Origin of the sequence: Burkholderia sp. 567 (assembly GCF_040545115.1) — a bacterium.
Lineage (GTDB): Bacteria > Pseudomonadota > Gammaproteobacteria > Burkholderiales > Burkholderiaceae > Burkholderia > Burkholderia ambifaria.
Window position 1 is genome coordinate 1 of record NZ_JBEPLG010000001.1, and the last position, 23,610, is coordinate 23,610.

Below are 23,610 nucleotides of genomic sequence, written 5' to 3' on the forward strand. Positions count from 1 at the left end.
GACCAGGACGTTGATAGGTCAGGTGTGTAAGCGCAGTAATGCGTTCAGCTAACTGATACTAATTGCCCGTAAGGCTTGATCCTATAACAAGTCTGTTTCGCGCTGACAGAGCGCGTCGGACAAGTTGGATTCTCGTGTGTGATACACACAACCTAAATTACTGCTTCTTCCCAGATTGGTTCTATTGGCCACGCCAGCAGAACAACCCTCTTTGCCTGATGACCATAGCGAGTCGGTCCCACCCCTTCCCATCCCGAACAGGACCGTGAAACGACTCTACGCCGATGATAGTGCGGATTCCCGTGTGAAAGTAGGTAATCGTCAGGCTCCCTAAGCCAAGAACCCCCGCCCGACAAGGCGGGGGTTTTTGCATTGGCGCGACGGAAAAGCGATGGATCCCGATCGGTTATCCCCGATCGAACCTGCGACCCGTATCGGCGCAGCGATGCCACCACCAGGGTTGCATCTAACCCGTACCGCCGCCGCACCGGCCGTTAGAAGCCGCTCAACTGTCGATACTCCCCATCCTCCGCTTCTGCTTTTCTCCAAAAATAGACGGGAAATTCATACGAATCGACGTCTTATTCGGCCCGTCCACGTAAAATTTGCGAATCCTCTCCACGCAGTCGCATCCGAAACGATGAACGCCGCCACTCAGATAGCTCGGGCCGTATGCCCACACGATTGTCCGGACACCTGCGCAATGCGAGTGACCGTCGAAAACGGCCGGGCGATCAAGGTCACGGGCGATCCCGATCATCCGCCCACGCAAGGCGTGTTGTGTACGAAAGTCAGCCGATACGCGGACCGCGTTCATCATCCGGACCGTCTTACCGTTCCGCTCAAGCGCATCGGAGCGAAGGGAGAAGGGCGATTCGCGCCGATCAGCTGGACCGAAGCGCTCGACGAGATCGGCCGCCGTCTCGGCGAAATCGCCGCGCGCGCGCCGGAGGCGATCCTGCCGTACAGCTATGCGGGAACGATGGGGCTCGTGCAGGGCGAAGGCATTGCGCAGCGCTTCTTCCATAAAATCGGCGCGTCGCGGCTCGAGCGGGCAATTTGCTCCGCGGCCGGCGCGGCCGGCCTGCGCTATACGTACGGCGGAAACGTCGGCATGCATCTCGAGCATTTCGAGGAAAGCGAGCTGATTCTGATCTGGGGCGCCAATCCCATCGCATCGAGCCTTCACTTCTGGACCCGCGCGCAGGAAGCCAAGCGTCGCGGTGCCCGTCTCGTTGCGATCGATCCGTACCGCTCGCTGACGGCGGAGAAATGTCACCAGCACATCGCCTTGAAACCCGGCACCGATGGTGCGTTCGCGCTCGGGATGATGCATGTGCTGATTACCGAAGATCTGCTCGATCACGACTACATCGCGCGTCATACGCTCGGCTTCGACGCGCTCAAGGCGCGAGCCCTGTCCTATCCGCCGGAACGTGTCGCCCGGATCTGCGGCATCGAAGCGTCGGAGCTGATCGAACTCGCACGTCGTTACGGTGCGACTCGCAAGGCAGCGATCCGGCTCAATTACGGGATGCAGCGCGTCCGCGGCGGCGGCAATGCCGTGCGCGCGGTCGCGAGCCTGCCTGCGCTGACGGGCGCGTGGCGCGACCGGGCAGGGGGCCTGCTGCTGTCGTCGTCGGAGTCGGCGCCGGTCAATCACGCGGCGCTGCTGCGCCCCGATCTGATGCCCGGCTGGCCGCACAAGCTCCCCCGCATCATCAACATGAACACGATCGGCGATGCGTTGCTGAATCCGGGCGACGCGGCTTTCGGGCCGAAGGTCGAAGCGGTAATTGTCTACAATTCAAATCCGGTCGCGGTCGCGCCCGACTCGTCGAAAGTAGCGGCGGGGTTCGCGCGCGACGATCTGTTCACGGTCGTTCTCGAACACTTCAAGACCGATACGGCCGATTTCGCCGACATTGTGTTGCCGGCTACGACCCAGCTCGAGCATCTCGACGTCCACAAGTCGTACGGCCACACCTATGTAATGGCGAATCTGCCGGCGATTCCGCCAGTCGGCGACGCCCGCCCGAACACCGAAATCTTTCGTGGCATTGCCCGCAGTATGGGGCTCGACGAGCCCGCGCTTTTCCACAGCGATGAAGAGGTCGCGCAGGCAGCGCTCCGTTGGGACGACCCGGCGCTCGACAGCAATTGGGATACGTTGAAGCGTGCCGGCTGGCTGAAGTTGAAGGTGGCGGACGCGCCTTTCGCGAACGGTGGCTTCCGTACGCCGTCCGGCAAATGCGAGTTCCATAGCGCGCGACTCGAACAGATGGGCATGGACCCAGTGGCCGATTACCTGCCGCCGTTCGAATCGGCGGAGGCCGCGCCTGAACTCGCCGCCCGCTATCCGCTCGCGATGATTTCGCCGCCGGCGCGGCACTTCCTGAACAGCACGTTCGTCAACGTGGACAGCCTGCGCAGCACGGAAGGCCAGCCGCACCTCGACTTGCATCCGGCCGACGCCGATGCGCGCGGCATCCACGAGGGCGATGTCGTACGCATCTTCAACGACCGCGGCTCGATGCAGGCGGTCGCGAGAGTGACCGATCGCGCGCGACAAGGCCTCGTCGTCGGGCTGTCGATCTGGTGGAAGAAGCTCGCGGCGGATGGGCGAAACGCAAACGAAGTGACAAGCCAGGCGCTGACCGATCTCGGCAACTCGGCGACGTTCTACGATTGTCTGGTCGAAGTTGAGCGGATTTGACCGAACTTCGAGATATGATCAGACGAAATCGCTCGAAAGTTGGAAGTGAGCATCTAACCCTGTTGTCGCGGGACCTGCGAGCCGCTACGATGCGTTTTAGCACGACCATTCGAAAATCTGTGAGGAGACGCGCAGTATGGAAAAAATTTGGCTGAAATCGTACCCACCCGGCGTTCCAGCCGAAATTGACGCGTCCCCGTATCCTTCCATTCCGGATCTCCTCGACGAAAGCTTCAGGCAGTATCGCGACCGCAAGGCGTTCGTCTGCATGGGCAAGAGCATCACGTACGGCGAGCTCGATGCGCTGTCGCGCCAGTTCGGCGCATGGCTGCAATCGCGCGGTCTGGCGCGCGGCGCGCGCGTCGCCCTCATGATGCCGAACGTGCTGCAGTATCCCGTGGCGATCGTCGCGGTGCTGCGCGCGGGCTACACCGTCGTCAACGTCAACCCGCTCTATACCCCGCGCGAGCTCGAACATCAGCTGAAGGACAGCGGGGCGGAAGCGATCGTCATCCTCGAGAACTTCGCGTCGACGTTGCAGGCCGTCATCGCCAATACCGCGGTCAAGCATGTGGTGGTCGCGTCGATGGGCGATCTGCTGGGCATCAAGGGCTGGCTGGTCAATTACGTCGTGCGCAACGTGAAGAAGATGGTGCCGGCCTGGCAGCTTCCGTCGTTTACGCGCTTCAAGGCCGCGCTGTCGGAAGGCGCGCGCCAGACCTTCAAGCCGCAGAAGCTCGGCCCCGACGACGTCGCGTTCCTCCAGTACACGGGCGGCACGACGGGTGTCGCGAAAGGCGCGACGCTGCTGCACCGGAACATCGTGTCGAACGTGCTGCAGGCCGGCGCGTGGCACCATCCGGCGCACGAGAAGTACCCCGACGTGAAGCAGTTCGTGACGGTCGTCGCGCTGCCGCTCTATCACGTGTTTGCGCTGACGGTCTGCGGTTTCCTGACGATGCGCACGGGCGGTATGGGTATCCTGATTCCGAACCCGCGCGACATCGGCGGCATGATCAAGGAGCTGAAGGGTTACCAGATCTCGACGATCCCGGCCGTCAACACGCTGTACAACGCGCTGCTGAACCATCCCGACTTCAACCAGCTCGACCTGTCGAAGCTCGCGATCGCCAACGGCGGCGGCATGGCGATCCAGGAAAGCGTCGCGAAGCGCTGGTATGAGAAGACCCATACGGCGATCGTCGAAGGGTATGGCCTGTCTGAAACGTCGCCGGTTGCCACCTGCAATCCCGTGACGGCGACCGAGTACAGCGGGACGATCGGCTTGCCGCTGCCGTCGACCGAGGTTGCCATCCGCGACGATGCCGGCGCGGACGTCCCGCTCGGCGAGCCGGGCGAGATCTGCATCCGCGGACCGCAGGTCATGGCCGGCTACTGGAACCGTCCGGATGAAACCGAGAAGGTCATGTTCCCGGACGGTTTCTTCAAGACCGGCGACGTCGGCGTGATGGACGCGCGCGGTTACGTGAAGATCGTCGACCGGAAGAAGGACATGATCCTGGTATCCGGCTTCAACGTGTATCCGAACGAGGTCGAGGACGTGGTGGCGTCCCACCCGGGCGTGTTCGAGGTGGCGGCGGTCGGCGTGCCGGACGAGCACTCGGGCGAAGCCGTGAAGCTGTTCGTCGTGAAGAAGGATCCGGCGTTGACCGACAAGGACATCCTCGCGTACTGCAAGGAGCGGCTCACCGGCTACAAGCGGCCGAAACTCGTCGAGTTCCGCACGGAGCTGCCGAAGACGAACGTCGGCAAGATCCTGCGGCGCGAATTGCGCGACGGACGCGCGTAACACCGAAGTCGAACAACGAGCCCGGCCTGTGCCGGGTTTTTTATTTGTGACGCCGGCATCGGGGCTGCGGCGCACCGATGTGGCTATCGCCGGAACGACGCGCGTTCGACCGGGCGCGTCGCAGCCGACGGAACGCCTCAACGGGGTTGTCAGCGCGCGGATGGCGCTCGGTGCATTCCGCGAGCAATCGGCCAAGGCGTACGCGTCGATGAAGCCCGCGAACGGTACGTTGCAGTCGCCGCGATGTGCTGCGACCGTCCCGCTCACCGCTTCGCTTCCCGGGCTCCACAAAGAAAAAGGCGCCCGAAGGCGCCTTCAATATGCTGCGGCTTGTCAGACAAGCTGATTAGAACTTGTGACGGATGCCGACGCGAGCTGCGACCTGGTTGCTGGTCGTCGACGGGTCGAGACCGTTGATCGAAGCATGTGCCTGAACGACGTTGCCTGCTGCGTCGAGCGCGTTGCCCGATGCATGCTGGTACACGCCGATCACGTAGACGTCCGTGCGCTTCGACAGGAAGTAGTCGACGCCCAGCGAGCCCTGGTGGTACTTGGCTGCCGAGTTGCCGTCGATCTTGCTGCCTTGCGTGTAGTCGTACGCGGCGCCGACGATCAGCGCCGGGGTCAGCTGATACTTGAAGTTGATTTCGCCGTTGTTGAACGTCGCGGTCTGGTTCACGAACGGACCCACCGAGAAGCCCTTGAACTTCGTGTTCGAGTACGTCGCGCCGATCGTCGCCGCGCCGAACGTGTACGCGCCGCCCGCACCGATGACCTGGTACGTGTTCGCGCTGTTCGCGTACGCGCCGTACACCGGCGACGACACGGCCGTCGTGGCAGCCGACGCGCCGGTGTTGAACATGCCGCCGAAGTTCGCCGGCGTGCGGGCGTTCAAGTAGCCGACACCCAACACCAGCGGGCCGTTGTTGTAACCGGCGCCGAGCGACCAGACCTGGTTCCGCGAGAACTGGCCGGCCTGACCGCCGAAGCTGTACATGCCGCCGAACGAGAAGCCGCCGTAGGTCGGGCTCGTGTACTTGACCGCGTTGTTCACACGGTACGCGTTGTTGAAGTTGTCGAGGTCGCCCGGGTGAGCAGCGATGTAGCCGCCCCACTGATCGCCTGCCTCGAGCGGGCCGACGAAGTCGACGACGGAGTCGTACTGACGACCCAGCGTGACCGTACCGAACTGGCTCGACAGGCCGACGTAAGCCTGGCGGCCGAACATCAGGCCGCCCTGGCCGAGCCTGCCGGAGTTGACGTCAAAACCGTTCTCGAGCACGAAGACCGCCTTCAGGCCGCCGCCCAGATCTTCGGTGCCGCGCAGGCCGAAGCGGCTGCCTTGCATCACGCCGCTCGACAGACCGTACAGATGGCCGCCCTTCGCATTGTTGTTGAAGATGAAGCCTTCATCGATGATGCCGTAAAGCGTCACGCTGCTTTGCGCATGAGCTGCGCCAGCGAACGCGCCCAGCGCGACGAGCGCGAGAAGCGACTTTTTCATTAACGGATCTCCAAGAATCACTGAATTTTTTTGGCGGGGCGGATAGTTATGTTCTGTTGACGGGCCCCACCAACTTCGCAAGAAGTCGCACGTAATGTAGCAAAACCGATTTTTCGGACAAAGCGAAATGCCGTCGCTCAAGGTCGCCATGTTTCCTTTATGCAACAATGGTTAAAATCACGGGTTAACCGCAATTTCCGCTGAATAATCAAGTCGGTTACGCAGCGGAGCACGTGCCTTTGCCGCCCGCGGCGGCACACGCAGCCAGGAGAACAGGATGGTGTTGGATGAACTGATCAGCGAATTCGATCGCGGCTTGCGCTCGCTGACCGGCATTAGCCGGATGAGCCGCCCGGTGCCCGTGCCGACGGAGCCGCCCGCCGGCGAACTGACGCCCGCGGAGCGCGCGCATGCCGCCGGGCTGATGCGCGTGAACCATGTCGGCGAGGTCTGTGCGCAGGCGCTTTATCAGGCGCAGAAGCTGACCGCGCGCTCGGCATCGTCGAAGGCGATGTTCGAGGAAGCAGCACGCGAGGAGGAGGATCACCTCGCGTGGACCGCGCATCGGCTGAAGGAACTCGATTCGCGTCCGAGCCTGCTCAACCCGCTGTGGTACGCCGGCGCGCTCGCGATCGGCGTCGCGGCCGGCACGCTGGGCGACAAGGTCAGCCTCGGCTTCATGGCGGAGACGGAGCGTCAGGTCGAGAGCCACCTCGACGGGCACCTTTCCGAGTTGCCGGCCACCGACACGGCGTCGCGCGCGATCGTCGAGCAGATGCGGGTCGACGAGGTCAAGCACGGCAAGGCCGCGACCGACGCCGGCGGCATCGAACTGCCGCTGCCCGCGCGCATGCTGATGCGCGCCGCGTCGAAAGTCATGACGCGCACAGCGTACTATCTCTGACGTCCGGGGCCGGCGCGACGCACGACGCCGCGCCGGTCCGCCGAACCCGATACCGCCCGTTTTTTCCGCGTTTTCCCGCCCCCGAAAGTCCCGTCCGCACGCCAGTCTGGCCCGCCTTTCTCACGTATCACCTTCACAAGCTTCCCTAGCCCGTTCATTTATAACGGTTTTTGGTATGAGGGGTGGCATGAGCATGTGCGCGTAAGTCCTTGTTCTAACTAACAAAATTCGTCAAAAAAGCGGGCCGCTCCCTTGACCGTGCCAAACCCTTCCTCTAAAGTGGGAGACAGTGTGAGAAAGTGTATTTTTGTGTGATTTGGCGGGCTGTTCGGGCTAAATTCTTGAGCGTTGGGCGGGTGCTTCGGTGCCCTGAACGGGAGAGCGGAAAGTGTTCCAAGGGGCGTCGGCGCTGACGCTCGATGCGAAAGGGCGGATGTCGGTGCCGTCTCGCTATCGCGAAGCGCTGCAAGGACAGGCAGAAGGACGGGTGACTGTGACCAAGCACCCGGACGGCTGCCTGTTGCTGTTTCCGCGCCCCGAATGGGAAGTATTCCGCGCCAAGATCGCCGCGCTGCCGATGGACGCCCATTGGTGGCGGCGGATTTTTCTCGGCAATGCGATGGATGTCGATCTCGACAGCGCGGGCCGGATTCTCGTATCGCCCGAGCTGCGGATGGCAGCCGGACTGGAAAAGGAAGTCATGTTGTTGGGAATGGGTAGTCACTTCGAGCTGTGGGATTCGCAGACCTACATCGCGAAGGAGCAGGCAGCGATGGCGCAGGGCATGCCCGATGCGCTCAAGAACTTTACGTTCTGATTGCGGTGACGGAGACGCCCGCGATGGGAAATGAATTGCAGCATCGGACCGTGCTGTTGGACGAAGCAGTCGAGTCGCTCGTGACGCGCCCGGACGGCATTTATGTCGACGGCACGTTCGGGCGCGGCGGCCACAGCCGCGCGGTACTCGCGCGGCTGGCGGAGGCCGGCCGGCTGATCGCGTTCGACAAGGATCCGAGGGCGATCGAGACGGCGCAGCGCATCGAGGATGCGCGCTTCTCGATCGTGCATGACAGCTTTGCATCGATGCGCGACGCGCTTGCGGCGCGCGGTATCGAGAAGGTGTCGGGTGTGTTGCTGGACCTGGGCGTGTCCTCGCCGCAGGTGGACGATCCGGCGCGCGGTTTCAGCTTTCGCGCCGATGGTCCGCTGGACATGCGAATGGATCCGACGCGTGGGGAGTCGGCGGCCGAATGGCTCGCGCGGGCTTCGGTGCAGGAATTGACGGAGGTGATACGGGATTATGGGGAAGAACGGTTTGCTTTTCAGATTGCAAAGGCGCTTGTTGCTCGCCGGGCAGAGTCCGACCGTCTTGGGCCTCTCGACACCACGGGCGAGCTTGCCCAAATCGTGGGTCACGTCGTCAAAACCCGTGAGAAGGGCAAGGATCCGGCAACCCGCACCTTTCAGGCTATACGGATTCACGTCAATCAAGAGCTTGCGGACCTGCAAGTCGTACTAGACGCGGCATTGTCGTTGCTGGAGCAAGGGGGGCGGCTGGTGGTCATCAGCTTTCATTCACTCGAGGACCGGATCGTCAAGCGATTCATGCAGGCGCACGCGAGTGCGCCCGCGGTCGATCGTCGCCTGCCGATCCGTGCCGTCGACCTCCCGAGCCCGCCGCTCAAGATAATCAGCCGTCAATTCCCGAGCGAAGCGGAAGTCGTCGCGAATCCGCGCGCCCGGTCGGCCGTGATGCGCATCGCGGAGCGCGTCACGCCATGAGCCGCTTCAATATCTTCCTGCTGATCATCGTGATGGGTTGCGCGCTGTCGGTCGTCAACTCGACGAACCAGCAGCGCCAGATCTTCATCCAGCTGCAGCGCGCGCAGTCGCAGGAGCGTCAGCTCCAGCAGGACTATGCGCAGCTTCAATATCAGCAGAGCGCGCTGTCGAAGACGTCGCGCATCGAGCAACTCGCGAACGATTCGCTGAAGATGCAGCCGATCACGACGGGCCGCACCCAATACCTGACGCTGCCGCCGGGCGCCGTGAAGGCGATCGACGCGCCGATTCCCGCGTCGGCCGACGCGGCCACCAAGGGCAAGGGGGGCGCGCGATGAAGCCGTCGCAAAAGCGCCAGGACGTGAAATTCTCGTCGAGCCCCGTGCTCGGCGTGCACCTGCCGATGTGGCGCTCGAAACTCGTCGTGTTCATGTTGTTCATGGCGTTCGTCGCGCTCGCCGCGCGGGCGTTCTGGATCCAGGGGCCCGGCAACGCGTTCTATCAGAAGCAGGGCGAAAGCCGCTATCAGCGCACGCTCGAACTGCCCGCCACGCGCGGCAAGATCCTCGACCGTAACGGGCTCGTGCTCGCGACGAGTCTGCCCGTGCGCGCGATCTGGGCGATTCCGGACGCCGTGCCGGACGATCTCGGCGCGGACAAGATCAACCAGCTCGGCAAGCTCCTCGGCATGACGCCGAAGGAACTGCGCGTGAAGCTGTCGGAAGACAAGGGTTTCGTCTACGTGAAGCGCCAGGTGCCGATCGACGTCGCGGACAAGGTCGCCGCGCTCGATATCCCCGGTATCTATCAGCGCAACGAGTACAAGCGCTTTTATCCGGAAGGCGAGATCACCGCGCACCTGATCGGCTTCACGAACGTCGAGGACGAAGGTCAGGAAGGCGTCGAGCTCGGCGACCAGAAGCTGTTGTCCGGCACGTCCGGCGTGCGCCGCGTGATCAAGGACCGGCTGGGGCACATCGTCGAGGACGTCGCCGAACAGGTTCCCCCGCACAACGGGACGGACGTCGGCCTGTCGATCGACAGCAAGATCCAGTACATCGCCTATGCGAACCTGAAGGCCGCCGTCGAGAAGTTCAAGGCGAAGGCTGGCGCGGCGATGGTCGTCGACGTGCGTACCGGCGAAGTGCTCGCGCTCGTCAACTACCCGACGTACAACCCGAACGACCGCTCGCGGATGACGGGCGAGCAGTTGCGCAACCGGATCATGACCGACGTGTTCGAGCCGGGCTCGATCATGAAGCCGTTCACGGTATCGCTCGCGCTCGACCTGCACCGCGTGACGCCGAACACGCTCGTCGAGACGGGCAACGGGCATTTCGTGCTCGACGGCGCGCCGATCACCGACGACGCGGGCTTCGGCACGCTGACGGTCGGCGGCGTGATCCAGAAGTCGAGCAACATCGGCGCGACGAAGATCGCGATGACGATGCGGCCCGAGGAAATGTGGAATATGTATACGAGCATCGGCCTCGGCCAGGCGCCGAAGGTCGGGTTCCCGGGCGCGGTAGCCGGCCGCCTGCGTCCGTGGAAGAGCTGGCGCCGCATCGAGCAGGCCACGATGTCGTACGGCTATGGCCTGTCGGTGTCGCTGTTCCAGCTCGCACGCGCGTACACGGCGATCGCGCACGACGGCGAGCTGATGCCCGTGACCATTTTCAAGACCGACCCCAATCAGCCGATCGCCGGCACGCAGGTGTTCAACCCGACCACCGCCCGCGAAGTACGCGCGATGCTCGAGACGGTCGTCGCGCCGGGCGGTACGTCGCCGGACGCCGCCGTGCCGGGCTATCGCGTCGGCGGCAAGAGCGGTACCGCGTACAAGCATGAAGGCCACGGCTACACGCGCAAGTACCGCGCGTCGTTCGTCGGGATGGCGCCGATGCCGAATCCGCGCATCGTCGTCGCGGTGTCGGTGGACGAACCGACCGCCGGCAGCCACTTCGGCGGCCAGGTGTCCGGCCCCGTATTCTCAGCGATCGCCGGCGATACGATGCGCGCGCTGAACGTGCCGCCGAACATGCCGATCAAGCAGCTGGTCGTGTCCGACGACGCACCGGGCGCGCCCGCGAAGCCGGGTCCGCAAAAGCTCGCCGCGGGCAGCGGTGCGAAGCATATGATCGTATCCAGCACGACACGTAATTCACCAGGAGTTGTTCGATGAGCGCCGCTCGCAGTTCCCATCCGGCGCATCAGCAGATCGCAGCCGCGCTTGCGTGGCTGCGCCAGCATGTGGCCCCCGCGGCGCAACTGCATGCCGACACGCGCAGCCTGCGGGCCGGCGACGTGTTTCTCGGCTATGCGGTCGACGGGGCAGACAATCGCGCCTTCATTGCCGATGCCGTCGCGCGTGGCGCGGCCGCCGTGCTGTATCAGCCGGAAGGTCTCGCGGCCGCGCCGGCCGTGCCCGTCGCACTCGCTGTGCCGGCGCTCGACCAACTGGCCGGCGAGATCGCCAGCGGCTGGTACGGCGACCCGAGCGACAGCATGCTCGCAATCGGCGTGACCGGTACGAACGGCAAGACGTCGTGCACGCAATGGATCGCCGCCGCGCTGACGGCGCTGCACCAGCCGTGCGCGGTGATCGGCACGCTCGGCAGCGGCATGCACGGGCATCTGGTGCCGACCGGCTTCACGACGCCGGACGCGCCGCAGCTGCAGCGCAGCCTCGCGCAGCTGCACGACGCGGGCGCGAAGGCCGTCGCGATGGAAGTGTCGTCGCACGCGCTGCATCAGGGCCGCGTGAACGGCACGGCGTTCGACATCGCCGTGTTCACGAACCTCACCCAGGATCACCTCGACTATCACGGCACGTTCGAGGCGTATGAAGCCGCGAAGGCGAAGCTGTTTGCGTGGCGCGGCCTGCGCGCGGCGGTCGTCAATCGCGACGACGCAGCCGGCCGCCGGCTGCTCGAGAAGCTGGCCGGCCGCGTGCGCACGATCGCATACGGGATCGGCGACGCGCAGGCGCCCGACGCCGATCGCGAACTGGTCGCGATCGACGTGCGCGCCACCGCCACGGGCACGGCGTTCCACCTGCGTTCGTCGTGGGGCGACGCGGACGTCGAGGTCGGCACGCTCGGCGCGTTCAACGTCAGCAACCTGCTCGCGGTGCTCGGCTCGCTGCTCGCGGCCGACGTGCCGTTCGACGCGGCGGTCGCGGAGATCGCACGGCTCGAGTCCGTCAATGGCCGCATGCAGCGCCTGGGCGGCCGGCTGCAGAACGACGAACCGCTGGTCGTGATCGACTATGCGCATACGCCCGATGCGCTCGAGAAGACGCTCGACGCGTTGCGCCCGATCGCGGCCGCACGCGGCGGCCGGCTCGTGTGCATGTTCGGCTGCGGCGGCGATCGCGATGCGACGAAGCGCCCGCTGATGGGCGCGATCGCCGAACGGCTCGCCGATGAAGTCGTCGTCACGAGCGACAACCCGCGCAGCGAAGATCCGCAGCGCATCATCGACCAGGTCATCGCGGGCATGACGGCGCCCGATCACGCGCGCCGCATCGAGGATCGCGCAAGCGCGATCCTGCAGGCCGTGCGCGGCGCCGCCCGCGAGGACGTCGTCGTGCTGGCCGGCAAGGGGCACGAGGCGACGCAGGAAATCATGGGCAAGAAGCGCGCGTTCTCCGATCAGGATCACGCGCGGCTCGCGCTCGCGGCACGCGCGACGCACGTCAAGGGAGGTGCCGAATGACGATGCTCAGTCTCGGCGAAGCCGCCCGCCTGATTCCCGGCGCCACCGTCCACGGCGATCCGGACACGACGTTCGAGCGCGTGTCGACGGACAGCCGCACGGTCGGCCCGGGCGACCTGTTCGTCGCGCTGAAGGGCGACCGCTTCGACGCGCACGACTTCCTGGGCGACGTGGCCGCGCGTGGCGCAGCCGCGGCGCTCGTCGCGCACGTGCCGGCGGGTCTCGCGATGCCGGTCGTCGAGGGCGGTGAAACGCGTGCCGCGCTCGGCGCGCTCGCACACGGCTGGCGCAAGCGCTTCGCGGTGCCGCTCGTCGCGGTGACGGGCAGCAACGGCAAGACGACCGTCAAGGAAATGATCGCGTCGATCTTCGCGGCGGCAGTCGGCGCCGACGCGCGACTGGCGACGGCCGGCAACCTGAACAACGACATCGGCGTGCCGTTGACGCTGCTGCGCCTGTCCGGCGCGCATCGCGTCGCGGTGATCGAACTCGGGATGAACCACCCGGGCGAGACGGAAATCCTCGCGCGCCTCGCGGCACCGACCGTCGCGCTCGTCAACAACGCGCAGCGCGAGCACCAGGAATTCATGGCTACCGTCGAAGCCGTTGCGCTCGAGCACGCGGCCGTGATCCACGCGCTGACGCCGGACGGCGTCGCGGTGTTTCCGGCCGACGATGCATACGCGAGCATCTGGCGCGTCGCGGCGACCGGCAACCCGATCCTCGATTTCGCGCTGCACGATGCCGAACGGCAGGTCGAAGCGCAGGTCACGGGCCGTCTGCACGGCGGCGGGCTTGCGATCGACACGCCGTCGGGCGCGGTGACGGTGCGCCTGCGCGCGCTCGGCGAGCACAACGCACGCAACGCATTGGCTGCTGCTGCTGCTGCGCTCGCGGCCGGTATCGAACTGGCCGCGATCAAGCAGGGCCTCGAATCGTTCGAACCGGTCAAGGGTCGTCTGCAGGTCCGGCAGGCGGACGTCGGCAGCCTCGCGGGCGCGACGGTCGTCGATGACACCTACAACGCGAACCCCGACTCGATGCGCGCGGCGATCGACGTGCTGGCTGCGCAACCGGCGCCGCGCGTGCTGGTGATCGGCGACATGGGCGAGGTCGGCGACGAAGGCCCGGCATTCCACCGCGAGATCGGCGCGTATGCGCGCGAGCGCGGCATCGATGCGCTGTTCGCGCTCGGCGACGCGTCGCGCGATGCGTGCACGGCGTACGGCGACACGGCCCGCCATTTCGGCGACGTCGGCGCGCTGGTGACGGCGCTGCTCGCGGCGGGCTACGGCGCGCAGGCGACGGTGCTCGTGAAGGGCTCGCGGTACATGAAGATGGAGCGCGTGGTCGACGCGCTGACGAACCAATCCGCGGCGGGCACGGTGCCCGCCGCACACTGAGTAGAAGGAAGGAAGCATGCTGCTGGCGCTGGCGCAATGGCTGCAGGGCGACGCAAGCTTTTTGCGCTTGTTCACGTACCTGACGTTCCGTGCGGTGATGGCTACCATCACCGCGCTCGGGATCGGGCTCGTGTGCGGACCGTGGGTGATCCGCAAGCTGACGCAAATGAAGGTCGGGCAGGCCGTGCGCAAGGACGGCCCGCAGAGCCACCTCGTGAAGTCCGGCACGCCGACGATGGGCGGCGTGCTGATCCTGATCGGCATCGCGGTCGCGACGCTGCTGTGGGGCGACCTGACCAACCGTTTCATCTGGATCGTGATGCTCGTCACGTTCGGTTTCGGCGTGATCGGCTGGGTCGATGACTATCGCAAGGTCGTCTACAAGGATCCGCGCGGGATGTCGTCGCGCGAAAAGTATTTCTGGCAGTCGGTGATCGGGCTGTTCGCGGCGGTCTACCTGGCATTCAGCGTGTCCGAGGCGAACAACGTGCGCGTGTTCGACCTGTTCATGGCGTGGGTGCGCAGCGGCCTGTCGATGGGGCTGCCCGCGCGTGCCGACCTGATGCTGCCGTTCCTGAAGTCGATCAGCTATCCGCTCGGCGTGTGGGGCTTCATCGTGCTGACCTACTTCGTGATCGTCGGCGCGAGCAACGCGGTGAACCTCACCGACGGCCTCGACGGCCTCGTGATCATGCCGGTCGTGCTGGTCGGCGGGTCGCTCGGCGTGTTCGCGTACGTGATGGGCAGCTCGGTCTATTCGAAATACCTGTTGTTCCCGCACATTCCGGGCGCGGGCGAACTGCTGATCTTCTGTTCGGCGATGGGCGGGGCAGGGCTCGCGTTCCTCTGGTACAACACGCACCCCGCGCAAGTGTTCATGGGCGACGTCGGCGCACTGGCGCTCGGCGGCGCGCTCGGCACGGTCGCGGTGATCGTGCGCCAGGAAATCGTGCTGTTCATCATGGGTGGCATCTTCGTCGCGGAAACCTTGTCGGTGATGCTGCAGGTGTCGTGGTTCAAGTACACGAAGAAGCGTTACGGCGAAGGGCGGCGCCTGCTGAAGATGGCGCCGCTGCATCACCATTTCGAATTGTCCGGCTGGAAGGAAACGCAGGTGGTGGTGCGTTTCTGGATCATCACGCTGATGCTGTGCCTGTTCGGTCTGTCCACCCTCAAGTTGCGGTAAAGGAAAGGTAAAAGGATGTCTGGCGAGATGTTTGGAGATCGGCAGCGGCCGATGGTGCTCGTACTGGGGCTCGGGGAATCGGGCCTCGCGATCGCGCGATGGTGCGCGAGGCACGGGTGCCGGCTGCGTATTGCCGATACCCGCGAGGCGCCGCCTAACCTTGCCGCGCTGCAGGCCGAAGGCATCGATGCCGAGTTCGTCGGCGGGCCGTTCACGCCCGCGCTGCTCGACGGCGGTGTCGAGATCGTCGGCCTGAGCCCTGGCCTGTCGCCGCTCGAACCGGCACTCGCCGCGCTGATCGCAGCCGCGAACGAGCGCGCGATCGCGGTGTGGGGCGAGCTCGAATTCTTCGCGCAGGCGCTGCGCGCGCTCGGCACGAGCGGCTACCAGCCGAAGGTGCTCGCGATTACCGGCACCAACGGCAAGACCACGACGACGAATCTCACGGGCCTGCTGTGCCAGCGTTCGGGCAAGAAGGTCGCCGTCGCCGGCAACATCAGCCCGGCGATGCTCGACCGGCTCGCGCGCGCGATCGACGAGACGGCGCTGCCCGACGTCTGGGTGCTCGAACTGTCGAGCTTCCAGCTCGAGACGGCGCGCACGTTCGCGCCCGACGCGGCCGCGATTCTCAACATCACGCAGGATCACCTCGACTGGCATGGCAGCTTCGACGCGTATGCGGCGGCGAAGGGCCGGATCTTCGGCGCGACGACCACCCGCGTGCTCAATCGCGACGATGCGGCCGTGATGAAATTCGCGCCGGCCGCCGGCGCGGCCGATGCGGCGCGCACGGTCACGTTCGGCCTGAACGAACCGGCGCAGCAGGGCGACTACGGCCTGTCGCGCGACAACGGCATCGCATGGCTGGTCGAGGCGGTCGACCGCGACGCGCCGGACGAGACGACGAGCCGCCGGCGCAAGCGCGACGGCGCGCATACGCCGGACATCGCGCAGAAGCGCCTGATGCCGGCCGACGCGCTGCGCATCCGCGGGCTGCACAACGCGGCGAACGCGCTGGCCGCGTTCGCGCTCGCGCGTGCGATCGACCTGCCGGCCGCGCCGCTCTTGCACGCGCTGCGCGAATACCGCGGCGAAGCGCATCGTGTCGAAGTGATCGCGACGATCGACGACGTGGACTACGTCGACGACAGCAAGGGAACCAACGTCGGCGCGACGGTGGCCGCGCTCGACGGGCTCGCGCAGAAGATCGTGCTGATCGCGGGCGGTGACGGCAAGGGGCAGGATTTCGCGCCGCTCGTCGCGCCCGTCGCGCGGTGGTGCCGCGCGGTGATGCTGATCGGCCGCGATGCGCCGGCGATCCGCGACACACTCGCCGAGACGGGCGTGCCGCTTGCCGACCACGCGACGCTCGAGGCGGCGGTGCATGCGGCGGCGGAGCTCGCGGAGCCGGGCGACGCGGTGCTGCTGTCGCCCGCGTGCGCGAGCCTCGACATGTTCAGGAACTACGCCCACCGCGCTGACGTGTTCCGCGCGGCCGTGGACGAAATCGCCATCGACAAAGGAGCGACGACATGAGCTGGTCCGATCGCCTCGTCTCCCGTTTCAACGACCGGCGCGGCACCGGCGGCAATGCCGCGGGCGGCCGCGTCGCATCGGCCACGCGCGCCGCGACGGGCGGCCTGGCCAGCGTCGTCAACGGCGTGCGGCCGAGCCGCTCGCGGATGCTCGATTTCGACTACTCGCTGCTGTGGGTCGCGATCGCGTTGCTCGGGCTCGGCGTCGTGATGGTGTATTCGGCGTCGATCGCGATGCCCGATTCGCCGAAATACGCGGCGTATCACGATTACGCGTTCCTGATGCGTCACTGCGTGTCGCTCGGCGTCGCGTTCATCGCGGCGGTGATCGCGTTCCGCGTACCGGTGTCGACGTGGGATAAATACGCGCCGCATCTCTTCCTGATCGCGCTCGTCGGGCTCGTGATCGTGCTGATTCCGCACGTCGGCAAGGGCGTGAACGGCGCGCGCCGCTGGATTCCGCTCGGCATCACGAACATGCAGCCGTCGGAAATCATGAAGCTCGCGGTGACGATCTACGCGGCGAACTACACGGTGCGCAAGCAGGAATACATGCAGAGCTTCGCGAAGGGCTTCCTGCCGATGGCGTTCGCGGTCGGTCTCGTCGGCGCGCTGCTGCTGCTCGAGCCGGACATGGGCGCGTTCATGGTGGTCGCCGCGATCGCGATGGGCGTGCTGTTCCTCGGCGGCGTGAACGGCAAGCTGTTCGGCGGCCTCGTCGCGACGGCGGTCGGCACGTTCACGATGCTCGTGTGGCTGTCGCCGTGGCGTCGCGAGCGGATCTTCGCGTATCTCGATCCGTGGGACGAACGCTACGCGCAGGGCAAGGCATACCAGCTCACGCACTCGCTGATCGCGTTCGGCCGCGGCGAGTGGTTCGGCGTCGGCCTCGGCGGCAGCGTCGAGAAGCTGAACTACCTGCCGGAAGCGCATACCGACTTCATCCTCGCGGTGATCGGCGAGGAGCTCGGCTTCGTCGGCGTGCTGGTCGTGATCCTGCTGTTCTACTGGATCGTGCGCCGCGCGTTCGAGATCGGCCGCCAGGCGCTCGCGCTCGACCGCACGTTCGCGGGCCTCACCGCGAAGGGCATCGGCATCTGGTTCGGTGCGCAGACGTTCATCAACATGGGCGTGAACCTCGGCCTGCTGCCGACCAAGGGCCTGACACTGCCGCTCGTGAGCTACGGCGGTTCGGGCATTCTGCTGAATTGCGTCGCGCTCGCGGTGCTGCTGCGGGTCGATTATGAAAATCGCGTGCTGATGCGGGGAGGGAAGGTATGACCTCCCCGCGTCAGTACGCGATTTCGGCGAAGGCTAACTTCGTGCGCGCAGCGTGCGAAGTTAAGCGTAGCGGCCGTAGCCAAAACATTGATTCATTCTTATTGATGCGCGGAGGCAAGGTATGACCGCGTCGCGACGCACGCTGATGGTGATGGCAGGCGGCACCGGGGGCCACGTGTTCCCGGGGCTCGCTGTCGCGCACCGGATGGAAGCGGCGGGGTGGCGCGTCGTATGGCTCGGCAATCCGGCCGGGATGGAAGCGACGCTCGTGCCGAAACACGGCATTCCGATGGAATACGTGCGCTTCGGCGGGCTGCGCGGCAAGGGCCTGAAGACCAAGCTGACGCTGCCGTTCAACCTGCTGCGTGCGTGCTGGCAGAGCCTCGGCGCATTGCGCCGCGTGCGGCCCGACGTCGTGCTCGGGATGGGCGGCTACATCACGTTCCCGGCGGGCGTGATGGCCGCGCTGTCGGGCCGGCCGCTCGTGCTGCACGAGCAGAATTCGATTGCCGGCCTCGCGAACAAGGTGCTCGCGAAATTCGCGAAGCGCGTGCTCGTCGCGTTCCCCGGCGCACTGCCGCACGCGGAATGGACCGGCAACCCGATTCGCGCGGAACTTGCGCGCACGGAAACGCCCCAAGCACGCTATGCATCGCGCAGCGGCCCGCTGAACCTGCTGGTGGTCGGCGGCAGCCTGGGCGCGGCCGCACTGAACGAAGTCGTGCCGCGCGCGCTGGCGCTGCTGGCGCCGGGCGAGCGCCCGCGCGTCGTGCACCAGGCCGGCGCGAAGCACATCGACGCGCTGAAGGCGAATTACGAAGCGGCCGGTTTCGCGGGCGGCGACGCCGTGCGGCTGGTGCCGTTCATCGACGACATGGCGAGTGCATACGCGGCGGCGGATCTCGTGATCTGCCGCTCCGGCGCGATGACGGTGTCGGAGATCGCGGCGGTGGGCGTGGCGGCGCTGTTCGTGCCGTTCCCGTACGCGGTCGACGATCACCAGACGACCAACGCCGCGTTCCTCGCCGATGCGGGCGCGGCGGTGCTGGTGCAACAACGCGACCTTTCGGCCGAGTTGCTCGCCGACTGGCTGCGCAGCCAGTCGCGGGCATCGCTCGCGGACATGGCGGAGCGTTCGCGCTCGCTGGCCAAGCCCGAGGCCACCGACGAAGTCGCGCGCATCTGCGCGACGGTGGCTGGCGCGAACCTGGAAGAAATCAAATGAAACACATCGTCAAACAGATTCATTTCGTCGGGATCGGCGGCGCGGGCATGAGCGGCATCGCCGAAGTGCTCGTCAACCTCGGCTACGAGGTCAGCGGCTCGGACCTGTCGCGCAACGCGGTGACCGATCGTCTCGAGGCGCTCGGCGCGCGGATCGCGATCGGCCACGACGCGGCGAACATCGCGGGCGCGAACGCGGTCGTCGTGTCGACGGCCGTGCGCTCGGACAATCCCGAAGTACTGGCCGCACGGCACCAGGGCGTGCCGATCGTGCAGCGCGCGGTGATGCTCGCGGAGCTGATGCGCCTGAAGCAGGGGATCGCGATTGCCGGCACGCACGGCAAGACCACGACGACGAGCCTCGTCGCGAGCGTGCTCGCCGCGGGCGGCCTCGATCCGACCTTCGTGATCGGCGGCCGGCTGATCAGCGCCGGCGCGAACGCGCGGCTCGGCACGGGCGACTTCATCGTCGCCGAGGCCGACGAGTCGGACGCATCGTTCCTGAACCTGTATCCGGTGATCGAAGTCATCACGAACATCGACGCCGACCACATGGACACCTACGGCCACGATTTCGCGCGGCTCAAGCAGGCGTTCATCGAATTCACGCAGCGCCTGCCGTTCTACGGCAGCGCGGTCGTGTGCGTCGACGATCCGAACGTGCGGCAGATCATCCCGTTCATCTCGAAGCCGGTCGTGCGCTACGGCCTGTCGCCGGATGCGCAGGTGCGCGCCGAAGACATCGACGCGCGCGACGGCCGCATGCACTTCACGGTGATCCGCGAAGGCCGTGCGCCGCTCGCGGTGGTGCTGAACCTGCCGGGCCTGCACAACGTGCAGAACGCGCTCGCGGCGATCGCGATCGCAACCGATCTCGGCGTGTCGGACGACGCGATCCAGCAGGCGCTGGCGGAATTCAACGGCGTCGGCCGGCGCTTCCAGCGCTACGGCGAGGTGCCGAGCGCGGACGGCGGCCAGTACACGCTGATCGACGACTACGGCCACCACCCGGTCGAGATGGCCGCGACGGTCGCGGCCGCGCGCGGCGCGTTTCCGGGCCGCCGCCTCGTGCTGGCGTTCCAGCCGCACCGCTACACGCGCACGCGCGACTGTTTCGACGATTTCGTCAACGTGCTGTCGACGGTCGACGCGCTGGTGCTGACGGAAGTCTATGCCGCGGGCGAAGCGGCGATCGCGACGGCCAACGGCGATGCGCTGTCGCGTGCGCTGCGGGCGGTGGGGAAGGTCGACCCGGTATTCGTCGCGTCGGTCGACGACGTGCCGGACGCCTTGGCGGGGGTCGCCCGGAATGGCGACGTGGTGATCACGATGGGCGCGGGTTCGATCGGCGGCGTGCCGGCGAAGATCGTGCAACACATTCAACAGAAGGCATGACATGAAACGACCCCCACGCTCACTTCGTTCGCTGCCCCCCGCGGGGGCGGTCAGCCTCCTTGGGGCGGCCCGGCGGAGGCTGACATGAGCGGAATCGATCCGAAACGTTTCGGCAAGGTGGCAGTGTTGTTCGGCGGCGAATCCGCCGAGCGCGAGGTGTCGCTCACCTCGGGCCGCCTCGTGCTGCAGGGCCTGCGCGACGCGGGCATCGACGCGCATCCGTTCGACCCGGCCGAGCGGCCGCTGTCGGCGCTGAAGGATGAAGGCTTCGTGCGCGCGTTCAACGCGCTGCACGGCGGCTATGGCGAGAACGGCCAGATCCAGGGCGCGCTCGATTTCTACGGGATCCGTTACACGGGCAGCGGCGTGCTCGGCTCGGCGCTCGGCCTCGACAAGTTCCGCACGAAGCTCGTGTGGCAGCAGACGGGCGTGCCGACGCCGCCGTTCGAGACGGTGATGCGCGGCGACGACTACGCGGCGCGCGCGACGGACATCGTCGCGAAGCTCGGCCTGCCGCTGTTCGTGAAGCCGGCGAGCGAAGGCTCGAGCGTCGCGGTGCTGAAGGTCAAGACGGCCGACGCGTTGCCCGCCGCACTGTCGGAAGCCGCGACGCACGACAAGATCGTGATCGTCGAGAAGAGCATCGAAGGCGGCGGCGAATACACCGCGTGCATCGCCGGCGATCTCGATCTCCCGCTGATCAAGATCGTGCCGGCGGGCGAGTTCTACGACTACCACGCGAAGTATGTCGCCAACGACACGCAGTACCTGATTCCGTGCGGACTGCCGGCGGAGCAGGAAACCGAACTGAAGCGCATCGCGCGCCGCGCGTTCGACGTGCTCGGCTGCACCGACTGGGGCCGCGCGGATTTCATGCTCGACGCCGCCGGCAACGCGTATTTCCTGGAAGTGAACACGGCCCCCGGGATGACCGACCATTCGCTGCCGCCGAAGGCCGCGCGCTCGATCGGCATCAGCTATTCGGAGCTGGTCGTGAAGGTGCTGTCGCTTACGCTCAACGATTGACGCAGGAACGGAACGACGTATGTGGAACAACGTTCGCCAACTCAACCTTGCCGCCAGCGCGCTGTACGCGCTGCTGCTGCTCGTGTTGGCGGCGGCCGGCTGCTACTGGCTGATCCAGCGTCCGACGTTCGCGTTGCGCGAGATCCGGATCGACGGCGACACCGAGCACATCAACTCGCCGACGGTGCGCGCGGGCGTGGTCGGCCGGCTGAAAGGCAATTTCTTCACGGTCGATCTCGACTCGGCGCGGGCCGCGTTCGAGCAGATGCCGTGGGTGCGTCACGCGAGCGTGCGCCGGGTGTGGCCGAATGCGCTGGCTGTCACGCTCGAGGAGTACAAACCGCTCGGGACCTGGGGCAGCGCGCAGCTCGTGAGCGTCGACGGCGAGCTGTTCACCGCGAACCAGGGCGAGCTCGATCAGGAACTGCCGGCGTTCGACGGCCCGGAGGGCAGTGCGAAGGAAGTCGTCACGCGGTATCGCGACTTCGCGAATTGGTTTGCGCCGCTGAAGGCGGCGCCGGAAGAAGTGACGCTGTCGGCGCGCTACGCGTGGACGGTGAAGCTGTCGAACGGCATGCAGGTCGAACTGGGCAAGGAGCGCACCAGCGAGACCCTGCATGACCGGAGCCAGCGCCTCGTCGCCGCATGGCCGGCCGTCACGGAGCGTTGGGGCAACGACATCGAGTACGCGGACCTGCGTTATCCGAACGGATTCGCGATTCGCGCGGCAGGCATGCGGTTCCTGACCGATACCGACAAGCGCAAGAAGTAACGAGAGATCACACGCAAGAGCACTTTATGAGCAAAGACTACAAGGATCTGCTGGTTTCCCTCGACATCGGCACGTCGAAGGTGGTGGCCATCGTCGCCGAGCTGAAGGGCGAAGGCCATTACGAGGTCATCGGCCTCGGCCAGAGCGAATCGAAAGGTCTGAAGAAGGGCGTGGTGGTCAACATCGAGGCCACCGTGCAGTCGATCCAGCGCGCGCTCGAGGAAGCCGAGCTGATGGCCGACTGCAAGATCACCAACGTGTTCACGGGGATTGCCGGCAGCCACATCCGCAGCTTCAACTCGAGCGGGATGGTCGCGATCAAGGACAAGGAAGTCACGCAGACCGACGTCGCGCGTGTGATCGAGACCGCGAAGGCGATCAACATCCCGACCGACCAGCAGGTACTGCACATCCTCACGCAGGAATTCATCATCGACGGCCAGGAAGACGTGCGCGAGCCGATCGGGATGAGCGGCATCCGCCTCGAGGTGAAGGTGCACATCGTGACGGGCGCGGTCAGCGCCGCGCAGAACATCGTCAAGTGCGTGCGCCGCTGCGGGCTGGAAGTGAACGACCTGATCCTGCAGCCGCTCGCGTCGTCGCTGGCCGTGCTGACGGAAGACGAGAAGGATCTCGGCGTGGTGCTGGTCGACATCGGCGGCGGCACGACCGACATCGCGATCTTCGCCGAAGGCGCGATCCGCCATACCGCGGTGATTCCGATCGCCGGCGACCAGATCACGAGCGACATCGCGATGGCGCTGCGCACGCCGACGCCGGACGCGGAAGACATCAAGGTCGGCTACGGCATCGCCAAGCAGGCACTCGCCGATCCGGACGAGATGGTCGAAGTGCCGGGCCTCGGCGAACGCGGTCCGCGCACGCTGTCGCGCCAGGCGCTCGCGGCGGTGATCGAGCCGCGCGTCGAGGAATTGTTCTCGCTCGTGCAGCAGGTCGTGCGCGAGTCGGGTTACGAAGAACTGCTGAGCTCCGGCGTGGTCATTACCGGCGGGGCTTCGATGATGCCGGGCATGGTCGAGCTCGGCGAAGACATTTTCCTGAAGCCGGTGCGCATCGGCGCGCCGGAATACGCGGGCGGCCTCGCCGACGTCGTGCGCAATCCGCGCTATTCGACGGCGATGGGCCTGCTCGTCGAAGGCAGTGCGCAGCGCATGCGCGGCCGCAAGGTCGCCGTGCAGTCCGGCAACGCGGGGCAGATCTTCTCGCGGATGAAGGAATGGTTCCTGAGTAATTTTTGAGTACCCCACGGCTCGGTACGCCGAGCCTGCCCCCGACGGGGGCCAGGAAAACGCGGGGCGGCCCGACGTTGTCCTGAGGATGAACCGAATCGAAAT

The 23,610-nt window shown here is 66.0% G+C and carries 18 protein-coding genes and 2 rRNA genes; 19 read left to right on the forward strand and 1 reads right to left on the reverse strand.

Annotation, left to right across the window (positions count from 1 at the left end; genetic code table 11):
- The 4 genes from ABIC50_RS00005 to ABIC50_RS00020 form a co-directional block, all read left to right on the forward strand.
- Positions 1 to 83: ribosomal RNA gene (locus tag ABIC50_RS00005) — 23S ribosomal RNA — on the forward strand; the annotation flags it as partial.
- 131 nt (positions 84 to 214) lie between these two features.
- Positions 215 to 327 (forward strand): 5S ribosomal RNA (gene rrf / locus ABIC50_RS00010).
- A 313-nt stretch (positions 328 to 640) separates the two neighbouring features.
- Positions 641 to 2,716, forward strand: a complete 2,076-nt coding sequence (locus ABIC50_RS00015) for a molybdopterin-containing oxidoreductase family protein (RefSeq protein WP_354162152.1) — start codon at positions 641 to 643, stop codon at positions 2,714 to 2,716.
- Positions 2,717 to 2,852: 136 nt separating this feature from the next.
- A complete protein-coding gene (locus tag ABIC50_RS00020; protein ID WP_175674912.1) occupies positions 2,853 to 4,526 on the forward strand; it encodes a long-chain fatty acid--CoA ligase in 1,674 nt (557 codons plus the stop codon).
- A 346-nt stretch (positions 4,527 to 4,872) separates the two neighbouring features.
- Here ABIC50_RS00020 and ABIC50_RS00025 read toward each other — a convergent pair whose 3' ends face one another.
- Complete coding sequence (locus ABIC50_RS00025; protein WP_011655884.1) at positions 4,873 to 6,030, reverse strand: porin; 1,158 nt, start codon at positions 6,028 to 6,030, stop codon at positions 4,873 to 4,875.
- A 277-nt stretch (positions 6,031 to 6,307) separates the two neighbouring features.
- Between ABIC50_RS00025 and coq7 the strand changes: the two genes are divergently transcribed.
- From coq7 to ftsA, 15 genes are all read left to right on the forward strand, one after another.
- Positions 6,308 to 6,934, forward strand: a complete 627-nt coding sequence (gene coq7, locus ABIC50_RS00030) for a 2-polyprenyl-3-methyl-6-methoxy-1,4-benzoquinone monooxygenase (protein WP_175674911.1) — start codon at positions 6,308 to 6,310, stop codon at positions 6,932 to 6,934.
- A 388-nt stretch (positions 6,935 to 7,322) separates the two neighbouring features.
- The gene (gene mraZ / locus ABIC50_RS00035; RefSeq protein ID WP_006752433.1) at positions 7,323 to 7,751 is read left to right on the forward strand and encodes a division/cell wall cluster transcriptional repressor MraZ; all 429 of its coding nucleotides are present in this window, start codon (positions 7,323 to 7,325) and stop codon (positions 7,749 to 7,751) included.
- A gap of 23 nt (positions 7,752 to 7,774) precedes the next feature.
- On the forward strand, positions 7,775 to 8,716 hold the full coding sequence (gene rsmH, locus ABIC50_RS00040) for a 16S rRNA (cytosine(1402)-N(4))-methyltransferase RsmH (RefSeq protein WP_006752434.1): 942 nt from the start codon (positions 7,775 to 7,777) through the stop codon (positions 8,714 to 8,716).
- Positions 8,713 to 9,054: a cell division protein FtsL gene (gene ftsL, locus ABIC50_RS00045; RefSeq protein WP_166722693.1), complete on the forward strand. Its 342-nt coding sequence runs from the start codon at positions 8,713 to 8,715 to the stop codon at positions 9,052 to 9,054. The genes rsmH and ftsL overlap by 4 nt, the downstream gene beginning before the upstream one ends.
- A complete protein-coding gene (locus ABIC50_RS00050; RefSeq protein ID WP_105834670.1) occupies positions 9,051 to 10,898 on the forward strand; it encodes a peptidoglycan D,D-transpeptidase FtsI family protein in 1,848 nt (615 codons plus the stop codon). The genes ftsL and ABIC50_RS00050 overlap by 4 nt, the downstream gene beginning before the upstream one ends.
- Positions 10,895 to 12,433 (forward strand): UDP-N-acetylmuramoyl-L-alanyl-D-glutamate--2,6-diaminopimelate ligase, encoded by a 1,539-nt coding sequence (locus ABIC50_RS00055; protein ID WP_354160969.1) that lies wholly within the window; start codon positions 10,895 to 10,897, stop codon positions 12,431 to 12,433. Before ABIC50_RS00050 ends, ABIC50_RS00055 begins: the two co-directional genes overlap by 4 nt.
- A complete protein-coding gene (locus ABIC50_RS00060) occupies positions 12,430 to 13,836 on the forward strand; it encodes a UDP-N-acetylmuramoyl-tripeptide--D-alanyl-D-alanine ligase (protein ID WP_354160971.1) in 1,407 nt (468 codons plus the stop codon). Before ABIC50_RS00055 ends, ABIC50_RS00060 begins: the two co-directional genes overlap by 4 nt.
- Before the next feature lie 16 nt (positions 13,837 to 13,852).
- Positions 13,853 to 15,022, forward strand: coding sequence for a phospho-N-acetylmuramoyl-pentapeptide-transferase (gene mraY, locus ABIC50_RS00065; RefSeq protein WP_006752439.1), 1,170 nt, complete (start codon positions 13,853 to 13,855; stop codon positions 15,020 to 15,022).
- A gap of 27 nt (positions 15,023 to 15,049) precedes the next feature.
- Positions 15,050 to 16,558 carry a UDP-N-acetylmuramoyl-L-alanine--D-glutamate ligase gene (gene murD / locus ABIC50_RS00070; protein ID WP_011655891.1) on the forward strand — a complete coding sequence of 503 codons (1,509 nt, stop codon included), beginning with the start codon at positions 15,050 to 15,052 and terminating at the stop codon, positions 16,556 to 16,558.
- Positions 16,555 to 17,838, forward strand: a complete 1,284-nt coding sequence (gene ftsW / locus ABIC50_RS00075) for a putative lipid II flippase FtsW (RefSeq protein ID WP_006752441.1) — start codon at positions 16,555 to 16,557, stop codon at positions 17,836 to 17,838. Before murD ends, ftsW begins: the two co-directional genes overlap by 4 nt.
- Positions 17,839 to 17,959: 121 nt before the next feature.
- Complete coding sequence (gene murG, locus ABIC50_RS00080; protein WP_011655892.1) at positions 17,960 to 19,063, forward strand: undecaprenyldiphospho-muramoylpentapeptide beta-N-acetylglucosaminyltransferase; 1,104 nt, start codon at positions 17,960 to 17,962, stop codon at positions 19,061 to 19,063.
- Positions 19,060 to 20,457, forward strand: a complete 1,398-nt coding sequence (murC, locus tag ABIC50_RS00085) for a UDP-N-acetylmuramate--L-alanine ligase (protein ID WP_126227108.1) — start codon at positions 19,060 to 19,062, stop codon at positions 20,455 to 20,457. The genes murG and murC overlap by 4 nt, the downstream gene beginning before the upstream one ends.
- A gap of 84 nt (positions 20,458 to 20,541) precedes the next feature.
- The gene (locus tag ABIC50_RS00090) at positions 20,542 to 21,483 is read left to right on the forward strand and encodes a D-alanine--D-alanine ligase (protein ID WP_105834675.1); all 942 of its coding nucleotides are present in this window, start codon (positions 20,542 to 20,544) and stop codon (positions 21,481 to 21,483) included.
- A gap of 19 nt (positions 21,484 to 21,502) precedes the next feature.
- A complete protein-coding gene (locus ABIC50_RS00095; protein ID WP_006752446.1) occupies positions 21,503 to 22,255 on the forward strand; it encodes a cell division protein FtsQ/DivIB in 753 nt (250 codons plus the stop codon).
- Positions 22,256 to 22,281: 26 nt separating this feature from the next.
- A complete protein-coding gene (gene ftsA / locus ABIC50_RS00100) occupies positions 22,282 to 23,514 on the forward strand; it encodes a cell division protein FtsA (protein WP_006752447.1) in 1,233 nt (410 codons plus the stop codon).
- The last annotated feature ends 96 nt before the right edge of the window (positions 23,515 to 23,610 follow it).